At 36.2% G+C, this 13,508-nt stretch carries 12 protein-coding genes; 11 read left to right on the top strand and 1 reads right to left on the bottom strand.

Translation table 11 applies throughout. The annotated features are described in order from the left end of the window. Positions 1–1,189 (bottom strand): IS256 family transposase (locus J5J05_RS11730; RefSeq protein WP_208560834.1); only part of this gene is annotated, 1,189 nt, incomplete at its 3' end. A 455-nt stretch (positions 1,190–1,644) separates the two neighbouring features. Here J5J05_RS11730 and J5J05_RS11735 point away from each other — a divergent pair. The 11 genes from J5J05_RS11735 (at position 1,645) to araA (ending at position 13,436) form a co-directional block, all read left to right on the top strand. Continuing rightward, a complete protein-coding gene (locus tag J5J05_RS11735) occupies positions 1,645–2,949 on the top strand; it encodes an ABC transporter substrate-binding protein (protein ID WP_208560856.1) in 1,305 nt (434 codons plus the stop codon). Between the two features lie 105 nt (positions 2,950–3,054). Then, a complete protein-coding gene (locus tag J5J05_RS11740; RefSeq protein ID WP_208560857.1) occupies positions 3,055–3,984 on the top strand; it encodes a carbohydrate ABC transporter permease in 930 nt (309 codons plus the stop codon). Between the two features lie 11 nt (positions 3,985–3,995). After that, complete coding sequence (locus J5J05_RS11745; protein WP_244244739.1) at positions 3,996–4,832, top strand: carbohydrate ABC transporter permease; 837 nt, start codon at positions 3,996–3,998, stop codon at positions 4,830–4,832. Between the two features lie 23 nt (positions 4,833–4,855). Beyond that, complete coding sequence (locus tag J5J05_RS11750; protein WP_208560858.1) at positions 4,856–5,476, top strand: DUF624 domain-containing protein; 621 nt, start codon at positions 4,856–4,858, stop codon at positions 5,474–5,476. Positions 5,477–5,492: 16 nt separating this feature from the next. Next, the gene (locus tag J5J05_RS11755) at positions 5,493–6,458 is read left to right on the top strand and encodes a glycoside hydrolase family 43 protein (RefSeq protein ID WP_208560859.1); all 966 of its coding nucleotides are present in this window, start codon (positions 5,493–5,495) and stop codon (positions 6,456–6,458) included. A gap of 24 nt (positions 6,459–6,482) precedes the next feature. Further along, positions 6,483–8,117 (top strand): glycoside hydrolase family 43 protein, encoded by a 1,635-nt coding sequence (locus J5J05_RS11760; RefSeq protein ID WP_244244740.1) that lies wholly within the window; start codon positions 6,483–6,485, stop codon positions 8,115–8,117. 22 nt (positions 8,118–8,139) lie between these two features. Then, entirely contained in the window at positions 8,140–9,588 is a 1,449-nt protein-coding gene (locus tag J5J05_RS11765) for an alpha-N-arabinofuranosidase (RefSeq protein ID WP_208560860.1), read from the top strand. Between the two features lies 1 nt (position 9,589). After that, positions 9,590–9,826, top strand: coding sequence for a DUF6171 family protein (locus J5J05_RS11770; RefSeq protein ID WP_208560861.1), 237 nt, complete (start codon positions 9,590–9,592; stop codon positions 9,824–9,826). Positions 9,827–9,999: 173 nt separating this feature from the next. Then, positions 10,000–11,115 (top strand): GntR family transcriptional regulator, encoded by a 1,116-nt coding sequence (locus J5J05_RS11775; RefSeq protein WP_208560862.1) that lies wholly within the window; start codon positions 10,000–10,002, stop codon positions 11,113–11,115. Between the two features lie 174 nt (positions 11,116–11,289). Then, complete coding sequence (locus J5J05_RS11780) at positions 11,290–11,985, top strand: L-ribulose-5-phosphate 4-epimerase (RefSeq protein ID WP_208560863.1); 696 nt, start codon at positions 11,290–11,292, stop codon at positions 11,983–11,985. A 26-nt stretch (positions 11,986–12,011) separates the two neighbouring features. After that, the gene (gene araA / locus J5J05_RS11785; RefSeq protein WP_208560864.1) at positions 12,012–13,436 is read left to right on the top strand and encodes an L-arabinose isomerase; all 1,425 of its coding nucleotides are present in this window, start codon (positions 12,012–12,014) and stop codon (positions 13,434–13,436) included. Positions 13,437–13,508: the final 72 nt, after the last annotated feature.

Below are 13,508 nucleotides of genomic sequence, written 5' to 3' on the forward strand. Positions count from 1 at the left end.
ATCTCTCTGCTAGTATTCCAAACATTTCCCATAGTTCTGCTTCTGCTTGTTGGAAACCGCGGTGGCTTCGGGTTAAAAATTTTTGGTTATACAGATCAAAATTTGAGACTAAAAAGCGATCCATGGATTCTTCATTCTGAAATTGTTCTTTACGCCGACTGTATTTTTTGATTTGTTTGTTAAAAGACTCAATCAAATTAGTGGAATACAAGCTCCTACGGATCGAAACAGGAAAGTCATAGAACGTCAGTAAACTGTCGTTCTCTAAGACCGCTTTGGTTACTCTAGTGTAACTGGTGTGCCATTTCTCTGTAAAATCAAGCCGAGCTTCGATCGCCTTTTCCCGTGAGTCTGCTTGGTAAACAGCTTTGAAGTCTTCACATACTTCTCTGCGATCAACTACACGTACTTTACTAGCGATATTGCGAGAAACATGAACACAACAGTGTTGATAAGCAGCCTGAGGAAATGCTTGATGAATCGTATCTTTTATTCCTTTAAGACCGTCGGTCACAAAGAGGAGAACGGATTTAACACCACGGCTAATCAAGTCTTCTAATAGCTCTTTCCATGTAACAGTAGATTCATTGGGGGCAATGGCATAACCGAGTACTTCTTTGGCACCATCTGGACGGATTCCAACTGCTATATGAATGGCTTCTTTGTCTACAGTTTTACGTTTTAAGGGAATGTAGGTAGCGTCAAGATATATAGCGGCATAATGATCATTTAGTGGACGTTTTTTAAAAGCAGCCACTTCTTCAGAAAAGACTTTTGTCATGTTGGACATCGTCTGCGGCGTATAGTGATGACCATACATTTTCTCGATCAAATCGGCAATTTCAGACATCGTAATCCCTTTTCGAAAGAGATGAATAATCGTTTCTTCCAGCGTTTCATTGGTTCTTTTATATGCAGGAAGCGTCTGTTGTTTAAATTCACCATTACGATCACGTGGAATCTGAAGCTGAAGTTCACCATATTCTGTTTTGACCGTACGGTCATAGGTGCCGTTGCGAGAGTTACCTGAATGGAAACCAATACGATCATACTTCTCATAATCTAAAAAGACGGTCAATTCCGTTCTTAAGAGTGTATTAACGGCCAATTCTAGATGAGAACGAAATAATTCATTTAAATCACCTTTTGTAGCTAGAGTCTGTAAGATATCTGTAGTAAGATTGTTCATAGGGAAGTCCTCTTTTCTGTGAATGTAGTGTGGTAACTCTATTCTACAGAAGGGGCTTCCTTTTTTCTATTTACACAAGATATTTTACACTCTCCTTAGAGAATATTTATTTAATCAATACCTTACAAATGGCTATTCTATTGAGTAATTATAATATCATAAGTGGTTTTCGTTTATTTAATATGAAATATTGTAGAATATTTGTAAAAACTATTGCACGTACGTGTTGAACGTGGTATATTATTTTCAAGCGATACGTACGTACTAATTTAAGATTAGAGACTTTTAAAACCAAATAATAGCAGATGATTTTTTTTTAAAGCTCAATGTAAGCGAAATCATTTTAGTAAACTGTTATTATTTTCTTTATAAGAAATAAAATCGAATAATTAGTACGTATGATTGCCAAGTAGGTAAAGCATAATTATAGATTTATAAAACTAGGAGGAATCATCATGATTAACAAAAAACACGTTTTAGCTTCTTCTGCAATGGTAGCGCTATTATTAGCTGGTTGTGGAAACGATTCTGGAGATAGCAGTTCAGAAGGGTCAGACGACACAACTAATCTTACTTTCATGTTCAGAGGTGGACCTGATGAAAGAGAGATTTATGAATCAGTTGTAAAAGAATATGAAGCAGATAATCCAGGACTAAAGGTTGAAGTTATCGCTACAGATCCTGATCAGTACATGACAAGCTTACAAGCTTCTATATCAGGAAACGATGTTCCAGATGTATTTTTCTTAGAACAAGGATCAGTAATGGCTTATGTTGATAACAATATACTATTAGATATGACAGAAAAAGTAGACGAACTCGGCGTAGATTTAGATAATATCTGGGAATACGGCGTTGACAGTTACAGATATGATGGAGAACAAATCGGTGAAGGCCCACTTTACGCACTACCAAAAGACGTTGGACCTTTTGCTTTAGCGTATAATAAAGATATTTTTGAAGAAAGTGGCTTAGAAATGCCAGACAAAGATGTACCTTATACATGGGACGAATTTGTTGAAGTCGGTAAGAAATTGACGAATGGTGAAGACCAATGGGCGACAGGTATGAACGTTAACTGGTCAATTCATTCCTTTATATGGAGTAACGGAGCAGATTGGCTAAGTGAAGATGGTAAAACAGTCACTGTTGATACACCTGAATTCGCTGAAGCTTTACAGTACTTTGTAGATATTGAAAACAAACATAATTTGACACCTTCAACTGAACAAGCACAAACATTAGACACTTACCAAAGATGGATGAATGGAGAACTAGCATTCTTCCCAGCAGGACCATGGGATGTAAGTACATTTAACGATTTAGACTTCGAATATGATTTGATGCCTTGGCCAGCTGGTTCAACTGGAGAACCTGCAGCATTCATTGGCTCTTTAGGAATCGCTGTTGCGAAATCATCTGAAAATCCTGACGAGGCTGTAGAGTTGGCAAGTTATCTATCAGCTAATATCGAAGGACAACAAAAATTAGTGGATGGCTTGATCCAGGTGCCGAACCTTATCGATGTTGCTGAAGAATGGGCATCCGATACTGAAACAGTTCCTAACAATAAACAAGAATTTCTCGATATCGTTCAAGATTATGGTAGAAATTTACCAGCGGCTAGAACATATACCGCAGAGTGGTATGACGAATTCTTCATTAATATTCAACCAGTACTAGATGGAGATCAAGATGTTAAAGAATATTTAGAGGAAGTTCAACCTAAAATGCAACAACTTTTAGATAACGCTAAATAAGCAGGACCTAATCGTATTTGAAGATAGTCTAACGACTATCTTCAAATACCTTTAATTTTTTCAGGTATTTCGTTTCAAAGAAGTTTTATCAGAGGAGGAAGTAAATTGAAAAACGTAAGCGTATCTAAAAATGATTTAAAAAATAAAAAACCAACGAGTAAACTCTTTAGATCTGAGTATAAAGCAGCATTTTTATTTATTATTATACCAGTTGTAGGGTTTTTAACATTTTCGATTATACCAGGTTTAATTAGTTTGTATGCTTCATTTACAAATTGGAATGGTTTAGGTGTGATGGAATTCATCGGATTTGAAAACTATGTAACGCTTTTCAATGATCCGTATTTTTGGATAACACTATATAATACCTTTTTCTTAATGATTGGTATCCCAATCGGCTTAGTTTTATCATTCCTATTAGCTGTAGCATTGAATCGTAAAATTGCCGGAAGACAAGTCTTTCGTGTCTTGTATTACATCCCAGTTGTTTCTTCATTAGCAGCAATATCAATTTTGTGGCAATGGGCATACAACGGAGATTATGGTCTTGTAAACCAAGCACTCGATATCATCGGTATTCAAGGGCCTAACTGGTTAGATAACACCGAAACTGTAAAACCTGCCATCATCATCATGACTGTATGGAAAGGTTTAGGTCATTCAATGTTACTTTACTTAGCTGCTATTCAAAGCGTTCCAAAAACCTTCTATGAAGCAGCTGAATTAGATGGTGCAAGTCCGTTCCAGAGTTTTAAAAATATTACATGGCCAATGGTCAAACCCATCACATTTTTCTTGATTATCACAAGTATTATTTCAGGATCTCAAATCTTTACGGAAATCAATATTATGACACCTACTGGTGGTCCTCAATATTCTTCAGCGACGACAGTATGGTATACATGGACACAAGCTTTCAGTAACTTGAAAATGGGTTACGCATCATCAATTGCCACAATATTAGGATTTTTGATCTTCATTATTACGGCCATTCAATTCTACATTAATTCTAGATCTCAATATAAATTAGATTAGGAGGTAAGCAGATGAACAGAGAGAAAAAAATGAGCAACATTCTTATCGTTATCCTACTTTCCATTGGCGCCATCACGATGGTTGCACCACTTTTATGGATGGTAACAACTTCATTTAAAGATAGATCAAGTGTATTCTCCTTACCCCCACAATGGATACCGGATCCATTCCAATTAGATGCTTATATTCGTTTGTTTGATATGAGTACGTTGAGAACAGGTATTCAAAATTCAATGATTGTAACATTGACTGTTACGACGATTGGTACACTTACATCAAGTATGGCAGCTTTTTCTTTTGCTAAACTTAAATTGCCCTATAAAAACTTTATTTTCTTAATTTTACTTGCTGGATTAATGATTCCATATCCTACGATCATGATTCCTCAATACGTGATCTTTTCGAATCTTGGTTGGATCAACACCTTGCTTCCATTGATCGTGCCTGGTTTATTCGGTAACGTTGTAATGATCTTCTTTTTGAGACAATACTTATCAAACATTCCAGATTCAATCATTGAAGCAGCTAAAATTGATGGCGCTTCCTACTTCACGATATATGCTAGATTAATCATGCCAGCGATTAAACCAGCAGTGGCTGCTCAATTTATTTTATGGTTTATGGCTTCTTGGAATGATTACCTTGCACCATTGATTTACTTGAGAAGTCCCGAAAAACAAACGTTACAAGTAGTTATTGCTAACTTGAATTCAACCTATGCAATTCAAACAGATTATCCGTTGATTATGGCTGGATCTGTTATCTCGCTTATCCCAGTGTTAACAGTATTTATTATCTTCCAGAAACAAATTATTGAGTCTGTAGCGCTATCCGCGGTTAAAGGATAAAAATATAAAATGAAGGTGAAATAATGATATCAAATAAATTAATGACAGTGCTTGAAAAAATAATGTATGGTTGTTTGTTGAATGTATTCTGGTTACTGGGAACAATCGTCGGATTGGGTATTTTTGGAATAGGTCCGGCTAGCTATGCTCTAGCGAAAACAATTTCTCAAAAAGAGTTATTCACAAACCAAGCTTCTTTGTTCAAGTTGCTTTCTGTCTATGCAAAAGAATACAAAATGAGTTTTTTAAAAGCGAATAGCGTATTCTTGATTTATTTGATCACTATTTCCATCTTGATCATCAATTATAGAATCGTCATGTTGAATCAGATACTTCAGTCCATTTTTATCATTCCGATTATTCTGATGGGGCTGTATTGTTTATCTACTTTATTTACTTCAATGGTCGTTTCAATCTATACAGAAGGAACGCTGAAAGAGAAAATTAAACTGACGTTGCTTTCTCCATTAATCATGCCCAGCTTGTTCATGTTTAATATCATTTTTCTCTGCTTAGTTTCCTTCATTACTTATGTTATGCCGATTACAATTGTCTTGATTAGTGTGACACTATTTATCACAGGTATTCTTTTTATCAACTTAAATAAACTTCAAAAGAAACACTTAGTAATTGACTATATTTAAATCAGGGGTGTATCAAATGACAAAGCAAAACAACTATAACAATCCTATCGTATTAGAAAGAGCTGATCCGTGGGTTTACAAACATACGGATGGCTATTATTATTTCACAGGATCCGTTCCTGGTTATCAGGAGATTGAAGTTCGAAGAGCAAAAACGTTAAATGAGCTTGAAGATGGAGAAAAAGCCAGTGTCTGGCATGCGCACGAAGAGGGCGAAATGAGTAAATTAATTTGGGCGCCAGAAATTCATTTTATTAGGGGTGCTTGGTATATTTATTTTGCAGCAGCACAATCTGATCAGCCCAAAAATAATATTTTCCAACATCGCATGTATGCGATCGAATGTAAAGATGAGAATCCCTTAACTGGAAAATGGGAAGAAAAAGGACAAGTCGTTACACATATCGATAGTTTTTGTCTTGACGCGACAACATTTGAACATAAAGATAAATTATATTATGTATGGGCACAAAAAGATCCAGCCATTCCTGGGAATTCAAACTTATATATTTCTGAAATGGAAAATCCATGGACTTTAAAAGGACATGCAACACTACTGACGATTCCTGAATATGGTTGGGAAAAAGTAGGGTTCCTCGTTAACGAAGGCCCAGCAGTCGTTAAAAATAATGGAAAAATCTTTATTACTTATTCTGCTAGTGCGACTGATGAGAATTATGTTATGGGCTTATTATCAGCAGATGAGGATAGTGACTTGTTAAATGGTTATTCTTGGAAGAAATCTGAGAAACCCGTATTTGCTTCTTCAGAAGAAAATAGTCTCTATGGTCCAGGACACAACTCCTTTACGAAATCAGAGGATGGTAAAGAAGACGTACTGATTTATCATGCAAGACCAGAAAAAAATAAAGAAGGTGATCCTTTAGACAATCCTAACCGTCATGCAAATGCTCAAGTGTTTAAATGGAATGATTCTGGGTATCCAGAATTCGGTGTTCCTGGACAAGATGCAACGATTTAATTAAAGATAAGAAAGGAGCATTAAATGAAAAAGAATAAAAAAATTCTAATCGGTTTAGCTTCTGTTATTATCCTAGTTATTGGAGTGAGTGGTTATATGGTTTATTCAAGTGGTATAGATCAACCAGAAACAAAAGAATGGTCAACACAGACAAGAGATAGAGTTTCTGTTCACGATCCTGCTATTAGATCGGTCATTGATGAAAATGGCGAAGAAACTTTTTATGTATTTGGAACGCATGTTTCTCAAGCAAAGACAAAGGACTTCAAAACATGGGAAGTGCCAAATTCAACTGAATACGAAAATATGGACGATAATATTATTTTCGGGAATACAGATGAAAATTTAGCAGAAACCTTTGAGTGGGCAGGGCATGATGATGCAGACTCTAGCAGAGGAAGTGGCTATGGTTTATGGGCACCCGATGTCATTTATAACGAAGACTTCAAATGGTCTAATGGTAAAAAGGGTGCTTACCTTATGTATTATTCAGCAAGTTCAACTTGGAGAAGATCAGCAATCGTATTGATGGCATCTCCAAGTATCGAAGGTCCCTATAAGTATATTGATACAATCATATATTCCGGCTTTACATCTGAAGATTCTACAGACGGTAGTGATCGAAATATCAATTATGAAGGAACACATCTTCCTGAATTGATCGATGAAGGGAAAGTCTCTGGATTCAATGAGAAATGGGTCAGAATGAGTGGTCGTGAATATAACACGGATTATGCACCGAATGCTATTGATCCAGCACCATTCTATGACGAAAACGGAAAATTTTGGCTAGTCTACGGTTCGTGGTCAGGTGGGATTCATTTATTGGAATTGGAAGACGAAACAGGGAAACCCATTTATCCAGGTGAAGACGGTATGACTGAAGATGGTAGAACGATCGATCGTTACTTTGGCACGAAATTATTTGGTGGTTTCCATCAATCAGGCGAAGGTCCATATATCGTCTATGATAAAGAATCAGGTTACTATAATCTATTCCTAACTTATGGTGGTTTAGCAGCAAACGGTGGCTACAACATGAGAGTATTCAGATCTGAAACTGTTGATGGACCATATGTAGATGCAAAGGGTCAAACAGCTATTTTTGAAGGCGGAGACGTTAACTCCGACTATGGTATTAAACTATTAGGTAATTATAATATGACAGGAATCGAAAGAGGATATCGTGCACCAGGGCATAATTCAGCTGTACAGACACAAGATGATGATTGGCTACTTGTCTTCCACACCAGATTTGATGAAGGAACGGAAGAGCATCAAGTGAGAGCACATCAAATGTTGCACAATTCAGAGGACTGGTTAGTTCCTTTACCATATGAATATAGAGGTGAATCAGCAAATACGGAGGATATCTCTGAGGAAGCGATTATCGGTAACTATGAATATATCAATCACGGTACAGGTAACTCAACAGAAATGATCGATCCTTTATCTATTGACTTAAATGAGGATGGCACAATTTCTGGAGATATCCAAGGATCATGGAACCTTTCAGATAAGAATATGATCACAATAGAAGTTGACGATACAACCTTTAAAGGTATTGCAGCTGAACAGGTAGACGAATTAGGAGAAAATCGTATTGTATTCTCTGCCTTTGGAGATAATAACGAAATGATTTGGGGCATTAAACCATAATTCTACTATTAGGAGTGTAAAAATGACGATTGAAGTATTAACGAATAAAAAAGGACCAGCGATCAGTAAATATATCTATGGGCAATTCGCAGAACATTTAGGGCGTTGTATTTATGAAGGTGTATGGGTTGGAAAAGACTCGGACATCCCTAACAATGAGGGTATTCGTTTAGACGTTGTAGAAGCCCTTAAAGCAATCAAAGTACCTGTTGTCAGATGGCCGGGTGGTTGTTTTGCAGATGAGTACCATTGGAAAGACGGCATTGGAACACCTGCTGAAAGAAAAACAATTGTTAACACGCACTGGGGTGGAGTAGTTGAAAATAACCATTTCGGTACACATGAATTCTTTCATCTCTTAGACTTATTAGGAGCGGATGCTTATGTTAACGGTAATGTAGGTAGTGGAACTGTTCAAGAAATGCAAGAATGGGTAGAGTACATCACTTTTGAAGGTGAATCACCTATGTCTAACTTACGTAAAGAAAATGGTAGTGAGACTGCTTGGGAAATGAAATTCTTCGGAGTCGGTAATGAAAGCTGGGGATGTGGCGGAAACATGCGTCCTGAGTACTATGCAGACCTGTATCGTCGTTATCAAACCTATGTAAGAAATTATACCGATAAGCCTATTTACAAGATTGCTTGCGGTCCAAACATTGACGACTATAATTGGATGGAACAAGTTATGAAAATCGCTGCACCATTCATGGATGGTATCAGTCTACATCATTATGCATTAACTGGAGCATGGGAAGATAAAGGAACAGCAACAAAATTTCCTGAATCAGAATGGCACTCTTTAATTGAAAGTGCGAAAAAAATGGATGAACTGATTACAAAACATTCTACGATAATGGATAAATATGATCCAGAAAAAAGAGTCGGCCTGATCGTAGATGAGTGGGGGTCTTGGTTATCTGTAGAAAATGGAACAAATCCTGGATTCTTATATCAACAAAATACAATCCGAGATGCTATGGTAGCAAGTGTGACACTGAACATCTTCCATAAACATGCAGATCGCGTACAAATGGCTAACATTGCTCAAATGGTGAATGTTTTACAAGCGATGTTATTGACTGAAGGGGAAAAAATGATCAAGACACCAACTTATCACGTCTTTGATTTATACACGTATCACCAAGATGCTGAATTGATTGACACTTATGGTGAAGCTCAAGAATCAATCGATTATACGATCTCTAAAAAAGATGGTCAAATCGCCATATCTATATGTAATTACGGTTTAGAAGGTAGCGAAGAAGTTTCCTTCAACTTACAAGCCTTTAATCTAGGTGAAGCGGAAGCCTTTATTGTTTCAGGTGATGAAATGGATGCACATAATACATTTGAAAACCCAGAAGTTGTTTCTAAACGTTCCTTTGATGAATTTAAAATAGAGGGTACAAAAGTTTCCATGACATTACCAGCAATGAGTGTTACAACAATGTTGATCAAAGAGCAGTAAGATGTCTTGCAAAACGTGTGAAAGATTAGAAGCTTTAGCGGGTCAGAACGTTCTAGAATCTATTGAAGAGCAATTAAGTTTAGAAGTGGATCTTGCCTCAGATGAGCTTAAAGAAATGCGGCTTTCAGTTTGTGAATCATGTCCATTCTTTCAAAACCAAACCTGTACAAAATGTGGATGCTATGCAATGTTCAGAGCAAGTTTGAATTATAAAAATTGTCCAATCGGGAAATGGTAGAAAATGAACGAGATATGAAGAAAAGGATGCTGTTGCATCCTTTTCTTCATATACATATTAAAATTGAAGATAATAATTTAAATATTTGTCTATACAAATCGTAATTTGCCTTTAATTATCCCCCTTGTTTATAGTACAATTTACGTACGGACAAATCGTAAGGAGTGAAATCAATGTTGAATGAGCCTAAATATATAACGATAAAAAAAGAGATACAACAAAAAATCAAAAATAATAACTATTTATTGGGAAGCAAAATTCCATCAGAAGCGGAACTTCGTATACAGTTTGATGTTAGTCGACATACGATCAGACAAGCTGTATCAGAATTAGTGAATGAAGGTTATTTAGTCAAACAACAAGGCTCGGGAACTTTTGTTAGTGATTTATATAAAAAAGAAATAATCCCTTCTTCTAAAAGGACGATAGGCGTTATTACTACTTACTTGTCGGATTATATCTTCCCTTCAATCATTAGAGGGATTGAAGAAGAGCTCTCTAAACACGATTACTCTCTGATGTTGTCGAGTACACGCAATAACGTTGACAATGAGCGATCGTCTTTGGAAAGTATGATTGATCAAAATGTTGATGGACTGATTGTTGAACCAACCAAAAGTAATTTAATGAATCCAAACTTAAATTATTATCTCAATCTATCCGAAAGACCTGTTCCAATGATTATGTTAAATGCTTCCTATGAGGAGCTAGACTTTCCAGTTGTTGCGTTAGACGATGTAAAAGCCGGAAGAATAGCAACAGAACATTTAATCTATTTGAATCATACTAATATTGGAATCATTACAAAAGCAGACGATTTACAAGGAAAGAATCGACTGAAAGGTTATATCAGGGCACTTTATGATGCGAAGCTTTCGTTCGATAATAACCATATTATTCGTTACGATACAGAGACAAAACAGTCACTGCCGCAGATGATTAGAGATTTACTCTCATCAGAAAATGTACCGACTAGTTTTGTTTGCTATAACGATGAAGTGGCGGTTATGTTGATTAAAGAGATCAATGCAATTGGAAAAAATTGTCCAGATGATTTTTCTGTCGTTTCACATGACAATAGTTTTTATAGTACAACACTTCCTTCTGTAAAGTTAACTTCAGTCGAACATCCAAAAGAAAATTTAGGTAAACAAGCTGCAATGATGCTTGTAAAATCAATTGAAGAAGGTACACAATTAGAATCTTATATTTTTGATCCAGAGCTCGTTGTACGAAATTCAACGAAACGATTAAAAGATAACAACACTAGTGAGGTAGCTCACTCATAGCCGAATGAGGTACGTTCGTGTCACGAACAAAATAATAATAAATTTTTATTATTTAGTTGACACGTACGTACCTTTAATTTACAATAGAATTGTAAGCGTTACACATAAATTGAATAAGAATTTTAGAACTATTTATATCTTGCGATACTGTATCTATGAAAGGGATGATAGAACTTGCTTGAAGCACTAAGAAACCAAGTCTATAAAGCGAATATGGAATTACCGAAATACAAATTAATTACATTCACCTGGGGTAACGTGAGTGGGATAGATAGGGACTCGAACTTAGTCGTTATTAAACCAAGTGGAGTAGCTTATGAGAATCTTTCACCTGAAAATATGGTCATTGTAGACTTAGATGGCAATATTGTTGAAGGAAAATTAAATCCCTCAAGTGATACAGCCACTCATCTAGAATTGTATAAAAATTTTAAGAATATCGGTGGAATCGTTCATACACATTCACCATGGGCAGTTAGCTACGCCCAAGCGGGAAGAGATATTCCGGCAGCTGGAACTACTCAAGCTGATTATTTCTACGGATCAATTCCGGTAACTAGAGAAATGACGGTAGAAGAAATTTCGAAAGATTATGAATTGAAGACCGGCTCTGTTATCATTGAAACCTTCAAATCAAGGTCTATTGATCCGGATAAAGTTCCGGGTGTATTAGTTAATGATCACGGTCCGTTTACATGGGGAATGTCGCCAGAGGAAGCTGTTCATAATTCAGTTGTTTTAGAACAAGTAGCTGAGATGACTTATCATAGCTTTCAATTAAATCCAAATAAAATAGAGATGAGTCAAGATTTGTTGGATAAACATTATTTAAGAAAACATGGCGATAATGCCTATTATGGTCAGAAATAAAACATAAAAATGAGGATGTGCTTTATATGTTAAAAACAGAAGAAAAAGTATTCTGGTTAGTTGTCGGTAGTCAACACTTATATGGTCCAGAAACACTTGAACAAGTTGAAGATCACACTAAAGAAATGGTTGAATCACTAAACAAAGAGGCCAATTTCCCTTATCCATTAGAGTATAAAGCTTTGGTAACAACTGCTGATGAAATCAAAGACGTTATGAAAGAAGTCAATTACCAAGATAAGGTTGCTGGGGTCGTTACATGGATGCATACATTCTCACCAGCAAAATTATGGATTCCTGGAACCAAATTATTACAAAAACCATTGTTACACTTAGCTACTCAGTATCATAAAGAGATTCCTTGGGATTCAATTGATATGGACTTCATGAACTTAAATCAAAGTGCGCATGGGGATAGAGAATATGGGTTTATCAATGCGCGTTTGCGTTTGAATAATAAAATTGTAGTTGGTCACTATCAAGATCCAGATGTTCACAAAGAAATGTCTGATTGGATGTTATCTGCAATTGGTTTTGTGGAATCCCAAAATATTAAAGTTGCTCGTTTTGGCGACAATATGAGAAATGTTGGGGTAACAGAAGGTGACAAAGTCGAAGCGGCGATTCAATTTGGATGGACAGTCGATTATTATGGTATTGGTGATCTCGTTGAAGAAATGAGTCACGTTACTGATGAAGAAATTCAAGAGACATTTGAAGAATGCAGTAATATGTATGATATGGAATACCGTGATAATGATCAAGACTTCTTTGAAGAACATGTTAAAGATCAAATTAGAATTGAAATTGGTCTTAGAAGGTTCCTTGAGCGCGGTGGTTATACAGCATTCACGACAAACTTTGAAGATCTTCATGGAATGAAACAATTACCTGGTATGGCTGTTCAACGATTGAATGCAGAAGGTTATGGATTTGCTGGTGAAGGTGACTGGAAAACCGCAGCACTAGATCGTTTGATGAAAGTCATGGCAAACAATATTTCTACTGGATTCATGGAAGATTATACCTATAACATGACTAAAGGAAATGAATATATTGTTCAATCACATATGTTAGAAGTTGACCCGACCTTTGCGGAAACAAAACCACGTGTCGTCGTTAATCCTCTAGGTATTGGCGATAAAGAGGATCCAGCGCGTCTTGTCTTTGATGGAAAAGCTGGTGAAGGTTTGACCGTTTCTATGTTAGATATGGGTACACACTATCGTTTAATGGTAAATACATTTACTGCTGAAACACCTAAGGAAGATGCGCCGAACTTACCAGTAGCCAGAGTAATCTGGAAACCAAATCCTGACTTTAAAACGGGTATAAAAAAATGGATTCAAGCAGGTGGGGGACACCACACTGTAGCGACCTTGGTATTAAGTCTAGATGTCATTCTTGATTGGGCAAAATTAGTAGATATTGAAACAGTCGTAATAGATTAAGAACGAGAGAGCTAATAAACGTATACGTTTGTTAGCTTTTCTTTTATAAAATAGAAGATTGAAATGAGGGGT

It is taken from the genome of Marinilactibacillus kalidii, assembly GCF_017599325.1.
In the GTDB taxonomy this organism is placed as follows: Bacteria; Bacillota; Bacilli; order Lactobacillales; family Carnobacteriaceae_A; genus Marinilactibacillus; species Marinilactibacillus kalidii.